The organism is Streptomyces cyaneochromogenes (genome assembly GCF_003963535.1).
Classification (GTDB): Bacteria; Actinomycetota; Actinomycetes; order Streptomycetales; family Streptomycetaceae; genus Streptomyces; species Streptomyces shaanxiensis.
Window position 1 is genome coordinate 7,672,749 of sequence record NZ_CP034539.1, and the last position, 20,344, is coordinate 7,693,092.

Genomic DNA, 20,344 nt, shown 5'->3' on the forward strand with positions numbered 1-20,344 from the left:
GTCGCGCCGTCCGCCGGGTCGATCAAAATTCGGCGTAGACGGCGGCGGCCGGCTCCTGGGGCGTCTGGAGCTGGGTGCGCACCATGAGTGAGGGATCCACCGGCGGCTCGTACGGGTCGTCCGCTCCCATCAGCCCGGTCAGCCGGCCGGCCGCCTGCCGTGCGCGCGAGCACCTCCGAGACCAGGCCGATGCGCTGCACGTCGGTGTTGCGGTCCGCCCGCGAGAAGCCCGGGCCCGCGGAGAGGAAACGCCGGATCTCGTCGCCGTCCAGGACCTCCACGCGGTGTCCCTCGGTCCTCAGACGGTCACCGAGCAGACGGGCGATCGTGGTCTTGCCCGCGCTCGGCAGCCCTCAGGGGCGCATGGTGGGCCCGAGGTCACAGGCCGGCGTATACGGCTCCCGCGTCCCGCAGGCGCTCGTGCAGTCCCCGGAAGACGGCGGCCGAGCGCGCGCCCGGCCAGTCCCCGGGCAGCAGCCGGGCGGGCAGGCCGGGGTCGGTGTAGGGGAGGTGGCGCCAGGAGTCCAGGGCGAGGAGGTAGTCGCGGTAGGCCTCCTCGGGCGGGGTGTCCTGCCGCCGCTCCCAGTCGTGCAGCACGCGCGCGTGGCGGTCGAGGAACGCCTCGTGCTCCTTGGCGATCGCGGCCAGGTCCCACCAGCGGGCGACGGCCTCGGCGGTCGGCGTGAAGCCGAGGTGCTCGCCGCGGAAGAAGTCGACGTACTCCTCCAGGCGCAGCCGCTGCAGGGTGTGCCGGGCCTCCTCGTAGAGCCGTGCGGGCGCGATCCACACGCCGGGAGCCGCCGTCCCGAAGCCGAGCCCGGCCAGCCGGGAGCGCAGCACATGCCGCTTCTGCCGCTCCGACTCCGGCACCGAGAACACCGCGAGCACCCAGCCCTCGTCGTCGGGCGGCGCGGTGGTGTAGATGCGCCGGTCGCCGTCGTCGAGCAACTGCCGGGCGTCCGGCGAGAGTTCGTATCCGGCCGCGCCCTGTGCCGTGCGGGCCGGCAGCAGCAGCCCGCGTCGCTTCAGCCGCGACACCGACGAGCGTACGGAAGGGGCGTCCACGCCGACCGCGGCCAGCAGTCTGATCAGCTCGGCGACCGGCACCGGGCCGGGCATGTGGCGGCCGTAGGCGCCGTAGAGCGTGACGATGAGAGACCGTGGTGCATGCTGGTCGGACACGTTGATCATCTTAGGTCGTACGGATCACTGCCGGTCACCCCGCGGGGCAACACCGTCGCGCAGCCGGAACCGCTGGAGCTTGCCGGTCGCGGTGCGTGGCAGCGCGTCCAGGAAGACGATCTCGCGCGGGCACTTGTACGGCGCCAGCTCGGCCTTGACGAACGCGCGCAGCGCCTCCACATCCCGTCGCGCACCGTCCCTGAGCACCGCGTATGCCACCACCACCTGCCCCCGCGCCTCGTCGGGCCGCCCCACCACCGCCGTCTCCAGCACGTCCGGGTGGCGCAGCAGTGCCTCCTCGACCTCCGGGCCCGCGATGTTGTAACCGGCCGAGATGATCATGTCGTCCGCGCGGGCGACATAGCGGAAGTAGCCGTCACTCTCCCGGACGTAGGTGTCGCCGGTGATGTTCCAGCCGTGGCGCACGTACTCGTGCTGCCGGGGATCGGTCAGATAGCGGCAGCCGACGGGCCCGCGCACGGCGAGCAGCCCCGGCTCCCCGTCGGGTTTCTCGCGGCCGTCCTCGTCGACCACGCGCGCGTGCCACCCCGGTACCGGCATCCCCGTGGTCCCGGGCCTGATGTGCTCGTCGGCCGCCGAGATGAAGATGTGCAGCAGTTCGGTGGCGCCGATGCCGTTGATGATGCGCAGCCCGGTCCGCTCGTGCCACGCCTGCCAGGTGGCGGCGGGCAGGTTCTCGCCCGCGGAGACGCAGCGGCGCAGTGAGGAGATGTCGTGCGAGTCGAGTTCGTCGAGCATGGCGCGGTACGCCGTCGGGGCGGTGAACAGCACGGACACCCGGTGCTCGGCGATCGCGGGCAACAGCTGTTTGGGGCCGGCCTGTTCGAGGAGCAGGGCGCTGGCGCCGGCCCGCATCGGGAAGATGACGAGACCGCCGAGGCCGAAGGTGAAGCCGAGTGGCGGACTGCCGGCGAAGACATCACCCATATGGGGGCGCAGCACATGCTCCGAGAAGGTGTCGGCTATCGCGAGCACATCCCGCTGGAAGTGCATACAGCCCTTGGGCCGTCCGGTGGTGCCGGAGGTGAAGGCGATGAGCGCGACGTCGTCGGCCGCGGTGTCGGCGGCGGGGTACGGAGTGTCGGGCGCCGGGCGGCGCAGCAGGTCGTCGGGGGCGTCGCCGCCGTACGTCGTGATGCGCAGGCCGGGTATCTCGGCCTTGGCGAGGTCGTCGACGGCGCGTATGTCGCACAGCGCGTGCCGCACCTCGGCCATCTCGCACATGGTCCGCAGCTCGTGCGGCCGCTGCTGGGCCAGCACGGTGACGGCGACCGCGCCCGCCTTGAGTACCGCCAGCCAGCAGGCGGCGAGCCACGGTGTGGTGGGGCCACGCAGCAGCACGCGGTTGCCCGGGACGACGCCGAGGTGGTCGGTGAGCACATGTGCGATCCGGTCGACGCGGGCGCGCAGTGTGCCGTATGTCCATGTGTCGCCGGACGGTGTGTGGAACACGGGCCGTTCGTCGTCGGGGCCGTCGAGCAGCTCGGCGGCGGCGTTGAGCCGTTCGGGGTAGCGCAGTCCCGGAAGGTCGAAGCGGAGCTCGGGCCACTGGTCGGGCGGTGGCAGGTGCTCGCGGGCGAAGCTGTCGACGTGGGCGGAGCGGTGCAGACCGGCCATGGCGGTTCGCCCCCTTGCCGTGTGGGCTGCCTTGTGGGCGTCGTGGTGGGCTCGCAGGGCGAGCGTATCGTGTTGGTGACGACAGTCAATGGTGCGCGATATCGTCGAGGGGTTCGTCGAGGAAGTCCGTCGCCAGGGCCCGTCGCGGACGGCTCCGCAGGGAGGTCGACAATGCCCGCATTCTCACTCGATCCGACGCAAACCGCATGGTGTGCCGAGCTGCGTGCCCTGGCCGCCGAACGGCTGCGCCCGCTCGCGGAGAAGGGCGAGCCCGGACACGTCAACCGCCCGTTGGTCGCCGAACTCGGTCAACTGGGCTTGCTGGAGCGGCTGTTCAGCTCCGGCGCAGTCGACCTGTGCCTGATGCGGGAGTCCCTCGCGTACGCCTGCACGGAGGCCGAGACCGCGCTCGCCCTGCAGGGCCTGGGCGCGCATCCCGTCCACGCGTACGGCACCCCGGCCCAGCGGGAGCGCTGGCTGCCCAGGGTGGCCGAGGGGAGCGCGGTGGCAGCCTTCGCGCTGAGCGAGCCGGGGGCCGGGTCGGACGCGGCGGCGCTGGAGCTGCGGGCGGAGCGGGACGAATCGGTGCCGGGAGGGCCGGAGGGTCCCGGTGGAGCGGGTGGCCCCGGCGGGCCGGGCGGTCCAAGCAGGCCGGGCGGCCCGGGGGGCCCGGGTGGTCCGGGGGGCCCGCGAGGGCCGGGTGAGACGCCCGGCGTCTCGCTCGCATCGCTCGCCGCCGAGCCCGACGGCCCCGCCCGCTGGCGGCTCACCGGCGAGAAGTGCTGGATCTCCAACGCCCCCGAGGCCGACTTCTACACGGTGTTCGCCCGCACCACTCCCGGCGCCGGTGCCCGGGGTGTCACCGCCTTCCTGGTTCCGGCCGACCGTCCCGGTCTCACCGGAGCGGGCCTCGACATGCTCTCCCCGCACCCCATCGGCGCCCTCTCCTTCGACGCCGTCCCCGTCACCGCCGACGACATGCTCGGCGAGGCCGACCGGGGCTTCCGGGTCGCGATGGGCACCCTCAACCTCTTCCGGCCCAGCGTCGGCGCCTTCGCCGTCGGCATGGCCCGGGCGGCCCTGGACGCGACCCTCGCCCACACGGCCGAACGGGAGGCGTTCGACGGCAAGTTGAAGGACCTTCAGGCGGTCGCCCACCAGGTCGCCGAGATGGCCCTGCGCACGGAGGCGGCCCGCCTGATGGTGTACGCGGCGGCGACGGCGTACGACGAAGGGGCCGGGGACGTGCCGAAGCGTGCCGCGATGGCGAAACTGCTCGCCACCGAGACCGCGCAGTATGTCGTCGACACGGCGGTCCAGTTGCACGGTGCGCGTGCCCTGCGCCGTGGCCACCTGCTCGAACACCTCTACCGCGAGGTGCGCGCCCCCCGTATCTACGAGGGGGCCAGCGAGGTCCAACGGGGCATCATCGCCAAGGAGTTGTACGCCGACATGGAGGGCGCCCAGTGAGTACCGAGCGCGTCAACCCGCCCGATCTGTCCCCGGCCACCGGCTTCTCCCACGCGGTCGTCGCCACCGGCTCACGGATCGTCTTCCTGGCCGGCCAGACCGCGCTCGACACGGACGGCAAGGTGACGGGCGACAGTCTGCCCGAACAGTTCGAGCGGGCCCTGGCCAATCTGCTGGCCGCGCTCACCGCCGCCGACGGCACCCCGGCGGACCTCGCCCGGGTCACGGTCTACGCCACCGACGTCGCCGCGTATCGCTCTCAGGCCGCCGAAATCGGTCGTATCTGGCGGCAGTTGGCGGGCCGTGACTATCCGGCCATGGCGGTCGTCGAGGTCGTACGCCTCTGGGACGAGCAGGCGATGGTGGAGCTCGACGGGTTCGCGGTGCTGCCGTAGTCCGCGCTCACGCCGCCATCGCGAGCCGCTCGGCCGGCACCCGGTGCGGTGCGACGACGCGGCCGTCGGGCAGCAGCTCGCCGCTGTCGTCGAACACGATCGCGCCGGTGCAGAGCAGGCTCCAGCCCTGCTCGGGGTGTGCGGCCACCACATGTGCGGTGCGGCCATGGGTGGACGGGCACGAGGACGAGTGGGAACACATGGCGCACCTCCACATTGGGCGGACGAGCCGTGTGGCTCGTCCATATGGGTAGACCATGCTCCCGCTCCGAACTCATCGGAACAGCGGGTCGTGAACGGTGACAACACGCGGACAACACTCTGACCGATCCACGAAGGTCGGGGCGGACTCGCCACCGAGTGGGTGACGATCACGTCCTTGAGCGCGCCTGCCGGGTACCAGTGGAGGGGCCCCACTCCGCCCACCCGGGAGGTCATCCCATGCCCTTGCGCCCCGCGCTCGCCACCGCCGCCTGCGCCGCCCTGCTCCTGCTGGTCGCCGCTCCCTCGGCCCCCGCGGACTCCTCGGCGCCCGCGCCGGAAGAGATCGTGACCGTCGACTCCAAGGGCCTCATGGCCGCGGACGGCACCGTCACCCTGTCCGGCACCTACCGCTGCGTCGACAGCGTGGGCCCGGTGTACGTGAGCTCGTCCATCGGCCAGCGGTCCGACTCCGTCCGGCACGCCATCGGCGGCACCTCCGCCGTGTGCGACGGCAAGCTGCACCGCTGGGAGAACGAGAGCAGGCCCTCCCCGACCACCCTCAAGCACGGCAAGGCGGACGTCGAGGCCGCCATCGTGGAACTCCACCCCGTCGGCATCCTGCCCCTGCCCCGCTTCCACGCGCTGCTGAGGCAGGACGTCACCCTGAAGAAGGCGTAAGCCGCAGCCCTCTGCGGCACGACGCGCACCGCGGCCCCTTCCGGTCGGGAGGGGCGCGGTGTCATGTGTGGCTCGGACGGCTCGGACGGCTCGGACGGCTCGGCGGGTGCTCGGCGGGGCCTTCCAGGCACCGTTGTCGGGCCGGCTCACCACTCGCGCAGGGATGCTCGACCGGTCGCCCTGCGCCCGATCCAGGCGCCGCCGTGTGTCACGCCGGGTACGCGTGGGTCTGTGTCGCCTTCACCGTCGCCCAGATCCGCGCGCCGGTGCGGAGGCCGAGTTCGGCCGCGGAGGCCGTGGTGAGGTCCGCGGTGAGGGGGAGCGTGCCGGTGAGGGCCACGCGGATCTGGTCGCCGTGGGTCTCCAGGCCGGCCACCTCGCACGGCCAGAGGTTGCGGGCGCTGGCGCCGGTGGGGCGGTCGCGGTACAGGGTCACCGCGGCCGGGGGGAAGGTGACGAAGACCGGTCCGGTGAGGTCCTCCGTGGTGGTGATCTCCGGTCCGGCGTCCAGGCGTACGACGTGCCCCTCGGCCTCGCCCTTGTAGAGGTTCAGGCCGACGAGATGGGCGATGTAGTCCGTACGCGGATGACGGGCGATGTCGGCCGGGGTGCCCTCCTGCACGACATGGCCCTCCTCGATGACGACCAGGCGGTCGGCCAGGACCATGGCGTCCAGCGGATCGTGTGTGACCAGCACCGCGACCGCCTCGAAGTCGGCCAGATGGCGCCGGAGCTGGGCGCGGACGTCGAGGCGGGTGCGCGCGTCGAGCGCGGCCAGCGGTTCGTCGAGGAGCAGCAGCCGCGGACGGTTGGCCAGGGCGCGGGCCAGGGCCACGCGCTGGGCCTGGCCGCCGGAGAGCCGGCGGGGCTTGGCGTCGGCGTGCGCGGCGAGGTCCATCCGCTTCAGCCACTCGGCGGCCTGCGCCCGCGCCTCCGCCTTGCCGGCGCCGTGGCAGCGGGGGCCGAAGGCGACGTTGTCGAGGGCGGTGAGGTGGGGGAAGAGGAGGTAGTCCTGGAAGACGACGCCGACCGGGCGGGACTCCGGTGGCGTACGGTCCAACTCGGCACCGTCCAGCTGCAGATGACCCTGCGTCAGCGGGGTGAGCCCGGCCAGCGCGCGCAGGGCCGTGGTCTTGCCGGCGCCGTTGGGGCCCAGCAGCGCGATGACGTCACCGGGAGCGGCCGTCAGGGACACGTCCAGGCGGAAGCGCCCCCGGTCGACCACGAGCCGGGCGTCCAGCCCCTCCCGGTCGGAACGCGGGGCGGTATCCGCGGCGGAGCCCGCTGCGGATTCCGTGGCGGAGCCTGCTCCGGGTTCCGTGCCGGTGTCGTGCGCGGTCTTGTCGATGTCGGTCATGAAGCGGTCATCCCACGTCGGTCATGATGCGGTCATCCAGCGGTCGCGCAGCCCCGCCAGGACCGCGATCGAGACGGTCAGCAGGACGAGGCTGAGGGCGATGGCCGCCTCCGGGTCGCTCTGCAGGGCCAGGTAGACGGACAGGGGCATGGTCTGGGTACGGCCCGGGAAGTTGCCCGCGAAGGTGATCGTCGCGCCGAACTCGCCGAGCGCCCGTGCCCAGGCCAGCACCGCGCCCGCCGCGATGCCCGGCGCGATCAGGGGGAGCGTGACCCGCCGGAACGCCGTGAAGCGGGAGGCGCCCAGCGTGGTCGCGGCCTCCTCGTAGCGCGGGTCGGCGGCCCGCAGCGTGCCCTCGACGCTGATGACGAGGAACGGCATGGCGACGAACGCCTCGGCGACCACGACCCCGGCGGTGGTGAAGGGCAGGGTGATCCCGAACCACGCGTCCAGCCACTTCCCCACGACCCCGTTGCGGCCGAGCGCCATCAGCAGCGCCACGCCCCCGACCACCGGGGGCAGCACCAGCGGCAGCGTGACCAGGGCCCGAACCAGCCCGCGTCCGGGGAACTCGACTCGGGCCAGCAGCCAGGCCAGGGGTACGCCGATCACCAGGCTCACCGCGGTGGCCGCCGTAGCGCACAGCAGGGACAGCTGCAGGGCCTGCCACACCTCGGGGCTGGTCAGCTGGTCCGGCAGGCTGTGCCAGGGGGTGCGGACGAGCAGGGCGATCAGCGGCACGACCAGGAACGCCAGGCCCAGCAGGGCGGGCACCAGCAGAGGCAGTGGCACGCCATTGAAGGCATTGAAGGCATTGAAGGCCTTGAAGCCCGTCCGGCCACGCCGGCGCCGCGGTCCGCCCGTCAGGGTGTCGGCCGCGGCGTCGGACTTTTCGTGCGGGGAGGTCACGGCTTGAGGAACCCGGCCTCGGTCAGGACCCGCTGACCCTCGGCGGACCGCACGAGCGCGATGAACGCCTTGGCGGCCTCGGCGTTGGTCGCGTCCTTGAGCAGGGTGATCGGGTAGTCGTTGATGGCGTCGGCGGACTCGGGGAACTCCACGCCCTCCACCTTGTCACCCGCGGCCTTCGCATCGGTCTTGTAGACGACGGCGGCGTCCGCCTCCTTCAGTTCGACCTTGGTCAGGGCGGCCTTGACGTCCTGCTCGTACGACACCGGCGTGAGCTTCAGGCTGCTCGCGTCGAGGGCCTTCTGGGCGGCGGCGCCGCACGGCACCTCCTCGTCGCACAGCACGACCTTCAGATCGGCGTTCGTGAGGTCCTTGAGGGAGTCGACCTTGTCGGGGTTGCCCGGCAGGGTGGCGATCTCCAGCTGGTTGCGGACGAAGGTGGCGGGCGTGCCGGAGGCGTCCCCGGCGTCCGTGACGATCTTCATCGTCTTGGGGCTGGCCGAGGCGAACACGTCCGCCGGGGCGCCGCCGGTGATGCTCGCGGCCAGCGAGTCGCTGCCGCCGAAGCTGAAGGTCACCTTCGTGCCCGGGTGCTCCTGCTCGAACTGCTTGCCCAGCTTCTCGAAGCTCTCCTTCAGCGAGGCGGCGGCGAAGACGGTCACCGTGCCGGAGAGCCGGGGGGAGCCGGACGCCGAGGGGGAGGAGTCCGACCCCGCGGTGTCCGAGTCGGCGGAGGAGCAGGCGCTCAGGGCCAGCAGCGCGGCGGCGCTCGCGCCGGTCACCTGCAGCATCCGGCGGGTCCGGCGCACGGTACGGGTCATCACGGATCTACTCCTTCTCAAGGCTCTTCCAGGGTCTTGCGGTGACGGTCGGCGGCGCGGCTACGGCCTCTCGACGACGACGTTCGTCGACTTGATCACCGCGATCGCCGGCACACCGGGCTCCAGCTCCAGTTCCTCGACCGACTCCCGGCTCACCAGGGACACCACCCGGTACGGCCCGGCCTGGATCTCCACCTGGGCCGAGACATCGCCGAGCCGCACCTCGGTGACGATGCCGGAGAGCCGGTTGCGCGCCGAGGAGCCGGGGTTCTCCCGCTCCGTGCGGTGCGATTGCCGGGCGAAGGCCGCCAGGGCGGCTCCGGGGATGAGGCGGTGCCCTGACTCGTCGCGGTCGGCGTGCAGTCTGCCGCCGTCGACCAGGCGCCGCACGGTGTCCGTGCTGACGCCCAGTAAGGCGGCCGCCTCACCGATCCGGTAGGTGTGCATACGCCGAGCATACTGCCGCAGATGCAAGCCGTAAGTCCCTTGTCACATCGCATGAGCCCGGCTGTGGCTCATGAAGGTTGGTATATGCGTTTGTACAGGAGGTCCGCTCGGGTACGGTCACCCGGGCCGGCCCGCATCACCGTCTGCCGCAGTCGGTGCACCACCGTTTCACCGGCCCGCTCCTGCATGACGTGCTGGCGGCGGATCGACCCGGACTTCGGCCGCGCCCCCGTCCTCCTCGCGGCCGGCATCGACGACACCCCGCTCGACCGGGCCGGACCGCAGCTCGTCCTGCCGCAGGACCGCTGCGGGCCCGCTACATCAGCGGGATCACCGCGATCCGGGTGGACGGCGGCTGCCCCGCGCCGACGTGACCCACCCGTCGGAAATCCCGTTTGCCGGGAAACGATCCGACGACCTACCGTCGGGCCCATGGCTGACGACGAACACACGCGCGCGGCACGGTTGTTGGACGCTCAGGGCAAGGCCGAGCGGCTCTTCGCGGAGATCGAGGAGCGCGGGCTCGTCGCGCCGGGGGAGGGGGAGCGGGAGGTCAGCGACCGGGTGCGGGATCTCGCGAACGAACTGTTCGGCACGACCCGGCACTGGCACAAGCGGATCGTGCGCTCGGGACCGAACACGTTGCTGCCGTACCGGGAGAACCCGCCGGACCGGGTGATCGGCGCGGACGACATCGTGTTCGCCGACTTCGGGCCGATCTTCGAGGAGTACGAGGCCGACTTCGGGCGGACCTTCGTGCTGGGCGACGACCCGGTCAAGCGGCGGCTCGCGGACGATCTGCCGAAGGTCTTCGCCGCCGGGAAGCGGTTCTTCGAGAGCGACCCCGACATCACCGGCAAGAGGCTGTACACCGAGGTCGAGCGGCTGGCCGCCGAGGCCGGGTGGGAGCTGGGCGGCTGGCATGCCGGGCACCTCGTCGGGGAGTTCCCGCACGAGTGGATCGACGGCGCCGACGTGGAGTCGTACATCGCGCCCGGCAACGACACCCCGCTGCGGCGCACCGACAAGGCCGGGCGCCGCTGCCACTGGATCCTGGAGATCCATCTCGTCGACCGGGGGCGGGAGTTCGGCGGGTTCTACGAGGAACTGCTCACCCTCGGCTGAGCGGATCCGCCTGCCTTCAGGGGCTCTCGCTCATCGACTTGGCGTCCTGCGGGCCGATCGTGTGCGCCGTGGCCACCACGCCCCGCTCGCCGGCCTCCCAGAGATCCTGCAGTCACGAAGTGACCGCCGGTCAGTCGTCCCTGCGTTCCGGGGCTGTCGACCAGCCGATGAGGGCGCCGCGCAGCGCCGCCACCAGGCGGGAGGCGGCTTCGTCCTCGGTGCGGCCGCTCTTGATGAGGTCGAGGATGTCGCGGGGGTCGAACAGGGCGTTCCACAGGTACAGCGCCTCGTCCCCGAGGTCGCCGAGGCCGAGGTCCTCGGCGGTCTGCCGCAGCGGCTCGGTGAGCGCATCTGCCTATCGCCCCGCCGTGTTCGAGGACGAGCGACACCCAGTAGCGGGCGCCGAAGAGCTCGACCGGGTCGTCTTCACCGCCTCGGCAGGGGTGCACGGACAGCCGCTCGCCGAGTTCGCCGTCGTCGGTGTGCTCGCCGGGGTCAAGGACCTGCCCCGCCTCGGCCGTCAGCAGGGCGACCGCGAGTGGAGCGGCCGCTGGACGATGAGGCAGGTGAGCGAGCAGACCGTGCTCGTGCTCGGCCTCGGCGGGATCGGCCGGGTCGTCGCCGCGAAACCGCACCCGCTGGGGGCCGGAGTCATCGGCACGAGCAGGAACGGCGTCGGCGCCTCCGGAGTGTGCGAGATCGTCCGTCCCGGCGCGACCCTCGTCAACGTCGGCCGGGGAACCGTGGTCGACAAGGCCGCCCTCGTCGACGCCCTCGACAGCGCTGGACGTCTTCGAGACGGAACCGCTGCCCGGCGACAGCCCGCTCCGGGACCACGACCGCGTCCCGGTGAGCCCCCACACCGCCGCCCTCAGCGCCGCGGAGGACCGTCTCATCGCCGAACTCTTCGCGGCCGACGCCACCCGGCTCCTCGACGGACACGACCTGCTCAACCGCGTGAACACCGTCGAGTTCTGCTGAGCGGGAGGACGACCCGGCAACGGACCAGGAGGACGACCGGGCACACGACCTCGTCCTCCGGCGGCGCCGACACGGCGAAGACCGCCGCGATCACCTAGTGTCGGCGCACCCGGCCGCGCCGCACCGAAGGACCCCGCATGACCAGCGCCCCCCACCCCCTCGTCACCCGAGCGCACGAACTCGCCACGGAGGTGCTCGCACCCCGTGCGGAGCGGGTCGACCAGGAGGGGTTGCCCGCGAGCCATATCGAGGCCGTCAAGCGGTCCGGCCTGCTCGGGATCGGCGCCCCCGTGGCGTACGGCGGTTCGGCGGCGCCCGCGGATGTCGTCCGGGAGACCGCCGAGATCCTCGCGGGCGCGTGCTGCTCGACCTGGTTCGTGCAGACCCAGCACCACACGCCGGTCAAGACCCTGGCCGCGAGCGAACTCCCCGTCCGGGAACGGCTGCTCGGCCCTCTCGCCACCGGCGCACTGCTCTCCGGGATCGCCTTCTCCCACCTGCGCGCCCACCCCCGGGTCCTGGTGAGGGTCACCCGGGAGCGGGGCGGCCGGCGCTTCGACGGCACGGTCCCCTGGTACACCGGATGGGGCCTCAACGACGTCATGCTGCTCGCGGGCGTCACCGAGGCCGGCGAGGCCCTTTTCGCCTTCACCGAGGCACGCGAACAGCCGGGCCTGAGGCCCTCACCCGAGATGCGGCTCGCCGCGCTCACCGCGTCCCGGACGGTCTCCCTGACACTGGACGGCCTGTGGCTGCCCGAGGAGTCCGTGGTGCTGTGCACGTCCTACGAGAAGTGGGCCACCACCGACCGCCCCCGGAACACCAACGCCTCCCCGGCCGTCTTCGGCGTCGCCCGAGCGGCGCTGGACCTGCTGGACACGGCCGGCGACCCCGCGGCCGAGGAGGCGTCGCAGGCGCTGCGGGCCCGCCTCGACGGCGTCCGGCGCCAGGCCTACGCCCTCGCCGACCACCCTGTGCCGCACGAGCGCATCGAGGAGCGGCTGGCGCTCAAGACACGGGCGTACGACGTCATGCGGGCGGCCACGACCGCGGCCGTGGTGTCCGGCGGCGGCCGTTCCATGGACCTGCGCGACCGCGCCCAACGCCTGGCGCGGGAAGGGCTGTTCCTGCTGGTGCAGGGCCAGACGACGGACGTACGCACCGCTCATCTCGCCGCACTGGCCTCGGCGTAACCCGGCGGACGCGCCGTGCGCCTCCCTCACTTCCGCGGTGTCGGCACCCGTTCGGGTGGCGATCAGGGGCGCGCGGGCGGCGACCAGGGGCGCACCGACCCGGTAACGGGCATCGATTCGCCCTCGTGAAGCAGGTGGACGAACTGGCAAAGTGGATGGGTACGGCACACTGCGGCGGGGGAGACATGGCAGACATGACGGCGACCATCTCGGTGAAGGTCGAGGGGCCGGTCGGGCTGGACGACCCGCAGGAACTCCTCGAAGAGCTCGGGCAGGTGACGGGGCTGGCCTGGCGGCTGGAGCCCGTCGGGCGGGACGGCACCCTCGACGGGGGCCTCGCCGTGACCATGCTGCAGGCCGTGCTCGGCGGCGCGGTCGGGGCCGCGGTGCAGGCCGCCACGCAGCTGGCGGTCGACAACTGGCGGCGCCGCAGGCTCGACCCGCCGCCCGTCATCGTCGTCGTACGGCCCCCCGAGCCGCCGCAGGACCCACCGCCGCCGGCCCGCCCCGACGGCCCCGACACCCCCGAGGGGAGCTGACGGCATGGCGTCACGGGCGGTGGTGGTGGGGGTCGGGACCTACGCCGACGACTCCGGCATACACGGATACCCGACGATCGAGGCCAGCGCCCGCGCGTACGGCGAGGCGCTGGACCGGGACCCGCGGTGGGGCACGGCTGCCCGGTCCCCGGTGCTGGACCGGGAGGAGGTGCGCACCGCCGACGGCGTGATGCGGGCCCTGCATGAGGCGGCCGCGGCCGGTGAGGGGCCGCAGGACACCCTGCTCGTGGTGTACGTCGGGCACGGCGCGTACTGGCAGGACGTGCCCGGCGGCCAGGTCCACTTCGCGCTCGGCTCGTCCCGGGTCAACGAGCCCTGGACCTGGCTGTCCGCCTGGTACGTGTACCGGGCGATCAGGAAGAGCAAGGCCGGACTCAAAGTGCTGATCGCGGACTGCTGTTACTCCAGCATGCTGCCGCACCTGGGCCCCGAGTCCGCCCTGCCGGGCATTCTCGGCACCCGCTACCAGGGCACCTGTGTGCTCACCGCGGTCGGCGGCAACGTCCACAACGCGTGGGCGGGCGCCTGCCCGAACCTCCCCGCTCCCCTCGACAGTTGCACGACCTTCAGCGGCCATCTGCTGAACGTGCTGGCCCAGGGCATGCCCGAGCACCCCGACGACCTCACGCTCGGCGCGCTGCGCGCCGGCATCGACGAGAGCATGCAGGAGTGCGGTGTCCACCACACCCCCCGGATGCTGCTGAACGACGCCTCGGAGGCGGCCCCGCTGTTCACCAACCACGCCAAGGGCCGCCGGCCCCGGACCCGCGCGCCCGTCACGGTGGACGAGTGGGTGCGCGAACTCCTCCTCAACGGCGAGCGCAGCCTGCCCGATCTGATGCGTGTCCCGGACCTCGCGGGCCGCGTGGTGGTGCGGCTCAAGGCCGGCGACGAGCAGAGCCGCGAGCTGGCCCGGCGGGTCGACGGAAGGGCCGGCGAACTGCTGCCCGACCCGGTCGACTTCGTCAGGTACTGGGGTGAGATCGAACCCGCGATGCTGGGCGGCGGATGACCGGCACCGGGGACGGCGACGAGGCCCGCCGCACGGACCATCTGTTCCAACCGGACCTGAGCGAGTCGCTCAACGAGGCGTACGCCTGGGTGAGCCGGGTCGAGGTCGGGCAGTTCGTGGGAATCCTGAGCAGGATGCGGCAGGAACAGCGCGGGGCGATGGCCATGCGCGCCCTGCACGCCTTCGCACTGCGCCGCCCCGTCGACGAACTTGTCGAGCTCGCCCACCACTTCGACCGGCGGGACGCGGTCATGCTGATGGCCACGGCCGCCCTGTCCCGGCCCGTCGGGGAGGCGGCCGAGCTGGCCGTGATGCAGCAGGAGGCGGAGTCCGGGAACGAGCGCGCCCCGATCACCGCGAGCATCGTGCACGACGTGGCCTGCCAGCGGACGGCGTTCGACGTGGCGGTGTTCGTACGGGTCCTGGAGCAGCGGCAGTCGGGGCTCGCCAAGCGCACCGTGAAGGTGTTCGCGGGCGCCGGCTCCGGCCGTACCAACCTCGACAAGGCGCTGCTGCACACCGCGCTGCGCGACGAGGGCTGCCACCGCGAGGCCGACCGGCTGCTCGGGCTGACCCTGCGGACGATCGCCGACGGACCTCCGGGCACCTCCGGGACGAGCGAGGACGGCGAGGAGATCGCCGACCTCGCGGGCGCGTTCCAGCACCTCAGCCCGGCCGTACGGGTCCTGGAGCGCTGGGTCGAGGAGCGGCTGAACGCCTCGGACGCGACCGAGGTGGAGCGGACCCGGCGACTGGTGGCGCGGCTGATCGCCCGCCGCGGCACCGGCCACGACGCCCTCGCCGAGCACATCGGCCGCACCACGCAACCCCGGCACCTGGTGAAGCTCTGCGCGATGCTGGCCAAGGACGAGGCGTCCCCCGCCAAGTGCGCCCTGGTGCGGCGATACGCGGCCGGGCACAAGAGCGTGCAGGAACTGGCCGTGCTCGTGGCGTCCTGGCACCGGGACCCGGTCCTGACCCGCAGCACCCGCGACCTGCTGGCCGACATCGTGGCGGGCCCGTCCGACTCCGGCTCCGCACCCCGCACCCTGGAAGAGCTGCGGCAGCTGGACGAGTGGCTGCCCCTGGAGGACGCCGCCCCGGAGTGCTCCCGGTTGCTGCGCCATGCCGCCGCCGTACGGGTCGAGGACCGCTCCGGCGCCGACCTGGTGGCCCTCCTCGGTCGCGTCGAGCGCAGCCGGGACCGGACCCGGGCCGCGCTCGAGGCCGGGCGGCGTCTGGCCGTGGCCGTCATGGAACCGGACGCGGACCGGGACCGGTTCGTGGACTGCCTGCGCGCGCTGCACGACGCCCGGCACACGGTCGCCGTGCGCGCCGCCTGCCGTGAACTCTCCGACCCCGCCTCCCCCGGAGCGGTCGACGCCGCGCTGGTCGCCGATGTCGCGGGCCGGCTGCACCGGGCGGGCCTCGACCACGTGGCCTGGACGCTGCTCGAACGGTTCCTGGAGAACGAGCAGTTGGTGACCCGGGCCGATGTCGTGGAGGTCGTCGGTCAGGTGCTGGAGCTGCCGCTGCCGGACGCGGAGCTGCTGCTGCGGGCCACGGTGGGCCGCTGGTCGGACGTGGGACACCGCGACGACACGGTGGCCGCGCTGCGGGCCGCCGGGCGGTTCGAGGCGGCCGACTGGGTCATCAAGTCCCTGCGGTGACGGACCGCTCCACCTCGAGCTCCTGGCGGGGAGCGGGCAGGGTGGGCGGAACCGCCCTCATGTAGCGCCGGCACGACCGGACCAGCAGCGGGAACACCACGGCGGCGGACAGAGCGGTGACCGGCAGCGTCACCCGGGCAAGGCCGTACTCGTGCCCGAGCAGCGTGCACAGCACGAGCACCGCCAGATACGCGAGGAACAGCAGCACCGGCCGGACCGCGGGGTCGTAGGGGTCGGCGAGGCGGGAGACGTGCTCCCGTGCGTCGTAGCGCCGCAACAGACGCCCCACGACGGGCAGGTCGAGCGCCGCCAGCCACGGCAGCCCGAGCAGCAGCGCCGAGCCGATCGCCACGGCGGCCATGCCCCGCCACACGTCGTCCCACCGCGCCTCGTGGATCACCACGGCGATCGCCACGAACGCGGTGTAGGACAGGACCAGGTGCACCACCCGCCGCGGTCCCCGGAACCCCGCCGGTCTCAGCGCCACCAGGACGACGCCCGGCATGGCGTACACGACCAGCGCGGGCACGCTGTTGAGGGCGACCAGCTCCTCCCAGCTGCCCCGCGTCAAGGTGAGCATCACCAGCCCTATGGCGAAGTTGACCAGCAGGATCATCCAGTACGCGTCGATCGCGCCGCCCCGGAACCGGAATGAGGCCCGGCGGGCCGTCTGCAGTCCCCGGTGGGTGAGGTGGGCGCGGCTGAGGGCGGCGACCTCACGGGTCAGCGCGTGGGTGAAGACGATGCCGGAACCCATCGGGGACAGCAGCGCGTTCACGCGGATCAGCCAGCCCAGTCCGGTCAGCTGCAGCCCGAAGGCCAGCTGGGCGTACGGCGATTCGAGCATGTTCCCGTCGAGCAGCCCGCAGTGCCGGCCGAACACCCACTGCAACGCCGCGTACAGCAGGAACGCGCCGACGAGGGTGCCGTACACCGCCCACCGCAGCCGCGCGGCCTCTCCCACGCCGCGCCGTTTGACGTTGCCTGCGAAGTCGAGCGGGGCCTGGAAGCCGATGTACGCGTAGATGATGCTTCCGCCCAGCACCGTGTACAGGAAGTGCGACGGATTCCCGGCCTGTTCCCGCAGCTTCCCGGCGGTCCCCTCCTGCCCGCTGAGATACCAGACCTCGTCCGGCGCGCACTTGTGCGAGGCGTCCAGCGCGGCGAGCCCCAGAAAGACGACGACCAGCAGCGGGATGACGATCTTCACCACGGTGACGAAGAGGTTCAGCCTGATCAGCCGACGCGGCGGCAGCAGGTTGAGCCCCACGATCAGCGCCATGAACGCGACGGCGACCAGCAGACCCATGGTGGAGAGGTCGTAGGGCTGGTCCACGTTCCTCGCGAGATCGCCCGCCCGCTGCAGGTCGTCCGAGTGCTTCAGCAGCGAGGGAAACTCGTACGCCAGCCCGCGGACCATGGCCGCCGCCTCGCTCGCCGGGTTCGCGGCGTACACGATCCACAGCCCGGCGGCCACCACCGAGGCCACGAGCGGCCCGGCCGCCTGCAGCGGGAGAAAGATCAGCCCGCCCGTCTTGGGGACGGCGATCCCCAGCTCCACCATCACGGCGGCGATCAGCAGCATCAACGCCGCGCCGGCCACCCACCCCCACACGGTGTACTTGCCGAGCCCCCAGAAGGCGGGACCGGCGGCCAGCAGCCAGCCGGAACCAAGGACCCCGCCGGCGGCGAGACCCACGAGATCCAGGGTGGACAGCCGCCGCCCCTCGTCCGCGTCCTCCGTCGAGCCCGCCGCTACCGTGTCCCGGCCGCCGCTCAACCAGCCCAACTTCTCCCCCTTAACCGGAGTTGCGGAGAAGCTACGCTAGCCGCATCGGGAGGGGTCCCGGCGGGCTTTCGGCCGAGGACCACCGTGATCCCTACGGACGGAGCACCACCTTGCCCACCGTGCGGCGGGCGAGCAGGTCCTCGTGGGCGCGCCGCGCCTCGGTCAGCGGATAGTCGCCGCCGACGACCGGCCTGAGCCGGCCGGTGGCCGTCAGACGGAACAGCTCCTTCAGCGGCCCCTCGATCGCGCCGGGCGCCGCCAGCGTCGGCCGCAGCCAGAAGCCGACGACGGACGCGTTGAGCCGGCCGAGCCGGGCCGGGTCGACGGGCGTGAAACCGCCGCGCGAGGCGTTGCCGTACGTCACGAGCCGCCCGAAGGAGGCCAGCGAGTCCAGCGCCTGGTCGAAGAGCTGCCCGCCGACCGCGTCCAGGACGACGTCGGCCGGCTCGCGCAGCGGATACCCGGCGATTTCGTCCGCGCCCAGGTCCAGAACCAGCCGCTCCTTGGCCGGGGTGGACACCTGCGCGAGCACCCGTCCGGCACCGAACTCCTTGGCCAACTGCACGGCCAGGCTGCCCACTCCACCCGCCGCGGAGTGCACGACGACGGTCTCGCCGGCGCTCATCCGGGCCGCCGAGCGCAGCAGGTGCCAAGCGGTCAGGCCCTGCATGTTGAGGGCGAGCGCCTGCGCGGCGTCGAGGTCGTCCGGGATCTCCACGAGCCGGGACCCGGCGGCCACGACCTGCTCGGCGTAGCCGTTCGAGACCCAGGCCAGGACCCGCCGGCCGTCGGCCGTGCGGCCCACGACCTCGCTGCCGGGGATGTGCGGGAGCTGGTCCGCGTCGAGATAGGAACCGTCGGTCCGGTGGGTGTCCGCGAAGTTCACACCGGCGGCCTCGACGGTGATGAGCACCTCCCCCTCGCCGGGGGTGGGAGTGGGCAGCTCCACGGGCGTGAGAACCTCGGGGCCGCCGAAGCGGTCGAAGCGTATGGCGATCATGGTCAACGGTAACCCGCGGGGCCGCGCCCCCGCGGGTGGTTCGCAGGCTTGGTGACCCCCGTATTGCGGACGGTCAACTTCCGGTCAATCGCCGGGCAAGTGCTCCTCGTCCGTCTTGCCCTGCGCCGATGCTGTGGCATCTTCTCGTGCCCACAACAAGTCGCGCGATGTCACCCATGGAGCGCCAACATGGCCCAGCAGCACCGTGCTCAGAGCACACGCCAGGAACTGATCCGGTCGGCCGCGGAGGTCTTCCACCGCTGCGGATACGCCGATTCCTCGATCACCACGATCAGTTCGCGGGCGGCGGTGAGCAACGGGGCGCTGCACTTCCACTTCAAGAGCAAGCGCGCCCTGGGCGAGGCGGTCGAGGCCGCCGCCGCGCACAAACTGCTGTGTCTCACGGGCCCCGTCTCGCTGCGCCACCCCGACCCGCTGCGCCACCTCGTCGACACCTCCGAGGCACTGGCCCGGGAGATCAAGGGCGACGCGGTCCTGCGGGGCGGGTTCAGCCTCTGCGACGACGCGGGCTGGCACGGCGGCGTGGACCTGTGGGAGCAGTGGCACGACTGGGTGCACCTGATGCTGACCGTCGCGCGGGACCGGGGCGGACTGGCCCCGGACGTCGACCTCGCCGACGCGGGCTCGGCCATCACGGCCGCCGTGGCCGGGTTCGCGGTCCTTTCCCGGAAGCAGCCGCGGGCGTCCTCGCCGCGTGCCGTCTCCGGCTTCTGGCGGCTGATGCTGCCCCGGCTCGCGGGCGACGGGACGCGACGGCAGGCCGCCGCCGACCGCACCGCGCCGATGGTCTGGCCCGCGGAGGGGAGTCCGGAACAGTGCTGGGAACTCGAAGGGGCCTGCTGCGTGGCCTGACGACCCGTTTGTGCGCGGCTTGTGCGCCCTTTGAACACCCGCACGCACCATGGGGGCCAGTAGGCCGCCGCAGGTGGCGCGTTGCCGAGGACGACGAGGACGGGGAGTCGCAGTGGGAAACGAGTGGTTCCGCAGGTTCGGCCACCCCACCGGCCCGGCCCGGTCCGAGAGCCGTGCACCGAGGCTGTTCTGCTTCCCGCACGCCGGAGGAGCGGCCAGTACGTTCCTGCAGCTGGCCCGGGCGCTGACGCCGGACTTCGACGTCCTGGCCGCGCAGTACCCCGGCCGCCAGGACCGCCGCCGTGAGCAGCCCCTCACCGACATCGTCCGCCTCGCCGAGGCGCTCGCGGACCATGTGCCGGACGGGGACGAGCGGCCCTTCGCCTTCTTCGGACACAGCATGGGAGCCGTCCTCGCCTACGAGGTCACCCGAGTCCTCCAGGAGCGGCGGATGCCCGGCCCCGCGGCACTCGTGCTGTCCGGCCGGCGCGCCCCCACCCCGCGCACGAGCCCCCACGACAGGCTGAGCACGGACGCGGACATCCTGCGCGCGGTCCGCCAACTGGGCGGCACCACCCCGCAGTTGCTCGACGACCCCGAACTCCGCGACATGGTCATGCCCGCGCTGCGCGCCGACTACCGGGCGATCGGTTCGTACACGTGGCAGCCCGGGCCGCCGCTGTCCATACCGCTCACCGTGCTCGTCGGCGACCGGGACCCGGTGGCGAGCGTCGCCGAGGCGCGGGCGTGGGAGAACCTCACCACCGCACCGGCCCGGACGTACGTCTTCGACGGCGGCCACTTCTTCCTGGACGCGAACCTCCCGCGCGTGGCCGAGACGGTCAACGACGCCCTCGGCCACCTCACGGCCGTCCCCGCGACACGCTGACGCCGCAGCGAGCGGTGCCTTCGCGGCGGATCCGGCACATGGCTTCGCCACACATGGCTTCGCCGCACATGGTTCCGCCACACATGGCTCCGCCACACATGGCTCCGCCGCACACCGTCGTACCTCCGGCCTCCCTCGTCCTCGCCGCACT

The 20,344-nt window shown here is 72.7% G+C and carries 20 protein-coding genes and 2 pseudogenes; 12 read left to right on the forward strand and 10 right to left on the reverse strand.

Annotated features, from left to right (window positions below; genetic code table 11):
- Positions 1-22: 22 nt before the first annotated feature.
- The 3 genes and pseudogenes from EJ357_RS35050 to EJ357_RS35060 all read right to left on the reverse strand — a co-directional run bounded on the left by EJ357_RS35050 (position 23) and on the right by EJ357_RS35060 (position 2,820).
- Positions 23-350 (reverse strand): annotated as a pseudogene (locus tag EJ357_RS35050) (adenylyl-sulfate kinase).
- A gap of 28 nt (positions 351-378) precedes the next feature.
- Complete coding sequence (locus EJ357_RS35055; RefSeq protein ID WP_126395692.1) at positions 379-1,191, reverse strand: PaaX family transcriptional regulator; 813 nt, start codon at positions 1,189-1,191, stop codon at positions 379-381.
- 15 nt (positions 1,192-1,206) lie between these two features.
- Positions 1,207-2,820 carry an AMP-binding protein gene (locus tag EJ357_RS35060; RefSeq protein ID WP_228472709.1) on the reverse strand — a complete coding sequence of 538 codons (1,614 nt, stop codon included), beginning with the start codon at positions 2,818-2,820 and terminating at the stop codon, positions 1,207-1,209.
- 171 nt (positions 2,821-2,991) lie between these two features.
- On the opposite strand from EJ357_RS35060, the gene EJ357_RS35065 reads away from it, so the two are divergent.
- Together EJ357_RS35065 and EJ357_RS35070 are read left to right on the forward strand one after the other, a co-directional pair.
- On the forward strand, positions 2,992-4,290 hold the full coding sequence (locus EJ357_RS35065) for an acyl-CoA dehydrogenase family protein (protein WP_126395693.1): 1,299 nt from the start codon (positions 2,992-2,994) through the stop codon (positions 4,288-4,290).
- Entirely contained in the window at positions 4,287-4,685 is a 399-nt protein-coding gene (locus EJ357_RS35070; RefSeq protein WP_126395694.1) for a RidA family protein, read from the forward strand. The genes EJ357_RS35065 and EJ357_RS35070 overlap by 4 nt, the downstream gene beginning before the upstream one ends.
- Before the next feature lie 7 nt (positions 4,686-4,692).
- Here the strand turns inward: EJ357_RS35070 and EJ357_RS35075 are convergent, their stop codons facing one another.
- Positions 4,693-4,887, reverse strand: a complete 195-nt coding sequence (locus EJ357_RS35075) for a DUF5999 family protein (RefSeq protein WP_126395695.1) — start codon at positions 4,885-4,887, stop codon at positions 4,693-4,695.
- A 239-nt stretch (positions 4,888-5,126) separates the two neighbouring features.
- Here EJ357_RS35075 and EJ357_RS35080 point away from each other — a divergent pair, with 239 nt between their 5' ends.
- Positions 5,127-5,567 carry a DUF6299 family protein gene (locus tag EJ357_RS35080; protein WP_126395696.1) on the forward strand — a complete coding sequence of 147 codons (441 nt, stop codon included), beginning with the start codon at positions 5,127-5,129 and terminating at the stop codon, positions 5,565-5,567.
- Between the two features lie 208 nt (positions 5,568-5,775).
- On the opposite strand, the gene EJ357_RS35085 is transcribed toward EJ357_RS35080, so the two are convergent.
- Genes EJ357_RS35085 through EJ357_RS35100 form a run of 4 tightly spaced genes read right to left on the reverse strand, consistent with a single transcriptional unit; the run spans position 5,776 to position 9,101 of the window.
- Positions 5,776-6,924, reverse strand: a complete 1,149-nt coding sequence (locus EJ357_RS35085) for an ABC transporter ATP-binding protein (RefSeq protein WP_126395697.1) — start codon at positions 6,922-6,924, stop codon at positions 5,776-5,778.
- A gap of 21 nt (positions 6,925-6,945) precedes the next feature.
- On the reverse strand, positions 6,946-7,833 hold the full coding sequence (locus EJ357_RS35090) for an ABC transporter permease (RefSeq protein WP_126395698.1): 888 nt from the start codon (positions 7,831-7,833) through the stop codon (positions 6,946-6,948).
- On the reverse strand, positions 7,830-8,654 hold the full coding sequence (gene modA / locus EJ357_RS35095; protein ID WP_126395699.1) for a molybdate ABC transporter substrate-binding protein: 825 nt from the start codon (positions 8,652-8,654) through the stop codon (positions 7,830-7,832). Before modA ends, EJ357_RS35090 begins: the two co-directional genes overlap by 4 nt.
- Positions 8,655-8,714: 60 nt before the next feature.
- Positions 8,715-9,101 (reverse strand): TOBE domain-containing protein, encoded by a 387-nt coding sequence (locus EJ357_RS35100; RefSeq protein WP_175647625.1) that lies wholly within the window; start codon positions 9,099-9,101, stop codon positions 8,715-8,717.
- Between EJ357_RS35100 and EJ357_RS50800 the strand changes: the two are divergent.
- From EJ357_RS50800 to EJ357_RS35130, 7 genes and pseudogenes are all read left to right on the forward strand, one after another.
- A pseudogene (locus EJ357_RS50800) lies at positions 9,096-9,475 on the forward strand (hypothetical protein). The gene EJ357_RS35100 and the pseudogene EJ357_RS50800 overlap by 6 nt on opposite strands.
- 58 nt (positions 9,476-9,533) lie before the next feature.
- Positions 9,534-10,226 (forward strand): M24 family metallopeptidase, encoded by a 693-nt coding sequence (locus tag EJ357_RS35105; RefSeq protein WP_126395700.1) that lies wholly within the window; start codon positions 9,534-9,536, stop codon positions 10,224-10,226.
- Between the two features lie 368 nt (positions 10,227-10,594).
- Positions 10,595-11,305, forward strand: a complete 711-nt coding sequence (locus EJ357_RS51000) for an NAD(P)-dependent oxidoreductase (protein ID WP_456114817.1) — start codon at positions 10,595-10,597, stop codon at positions 11,303-11,305.
- Between the two features lie 39 nt (positions 11,306-11,344).
- Positions 11,345-12,400 carry an acyl-CoA dehydrogenase family protein gene (locus EJ357_RS35115; RefSeq protein ID WP_126395701.1) on the forward strand — a complete coding sequence of 352 codons (1,056 nt, stop codon included), beginning with the start codon at positions 11,345-11,347 and terminating at the stop codon, positions 12,398-12,400.
- Between the two features lie 185 nt (positions 12,401-12,585).
- A complete protein-coding gene (locus EJ357_RS35120; RefSeq protein ID WP_126395702.1) occupies positions 12,586-12,939 on the forward strand; it encodes a hypothetical protein in 354 nt (117 codons plus the stop codon).
- A gap of 4 nt (positions 12,940-12,943) precedes the next feature.
- Complete coding sequence (locus EJ357_RS35125; protein WP_126395703.1) at positions 12,944-13,972, forward strand: hypothetical protein; 1,029 nt, start codon at positions 12,944-12,946, stop codon at positions 13,970-13,972.
- Entirely contained in the window at positions 13,969-15,642 is a 1,674-nt protein-coding gene (locus EJ357_RS35130) for a hypothetical protein (RefSeq protein WP_126395704.1), read from the forward strand. The genes EJ357_RS35125 and EJ357_RS35130 overlap by 4 nt, the downstream gene beginning before the upstream one ends.
- On the opposite strand, the gene EJ357_RS35135 is transcribed toward EJ357_RS35130, so the two are convergent.
- Positions 15,626-17,431 (reverse strand): APC family permease, encoded by a 1,806-nt coding sequence (locus EJ357_RS35135; RefSeq protein WP_126395705.1) that lies wholly within the window; start codon positions 17,429-17,431, stop codon positions 15,626-15,628. The genes EJ357_RS35130 and EJ357_RS35135 overlap by 17 nt on opposite strands.
- A gap of 91 nt (positions 17,432-17,522) precedes the next feature.
- The gene (locus EJ357_RS35140) at positions 17,523-18,431 is read right to left on the reverse strand and encodes a quinone oxidoreductase family protein (RefSeq protein WP_126395706.1); all 909 of its coding nucleotides are present in this window, start codon (positions 18,429-18,431) and stop codon (positions 17,523-17,525) included.
- Between the two features lie 189 nt (positions 18,432-18,620).
- Between EJ357_RS35140 and EJ357_RS35145 the strand changes: the two genes are divergently transcribed.
- Positions 18,621-19,304 (forward strand): ScbR family autoregulator-binding transcription factor, encoded by a 684-nt coding sequence (locus EJ357_RS35145; RefSeq protein ID WP_126395707.1) that lies wholly within the window; start codon positions 18,621-18,623, stop codon positions 19,302-19,304.
- Between the two features lie 112 nt (positions 19,305-19,416).
- Entirely contained in the window at positions 19,417-20,193 is a 777-nt protein-coding gene (locus tag EJ357_RS35150) for a thioesterase II family protein (protein ID WP_126395708.1), read from the forward strand.
- Positions 20,194-20,344: the final 151 nt, after the last annotated feature.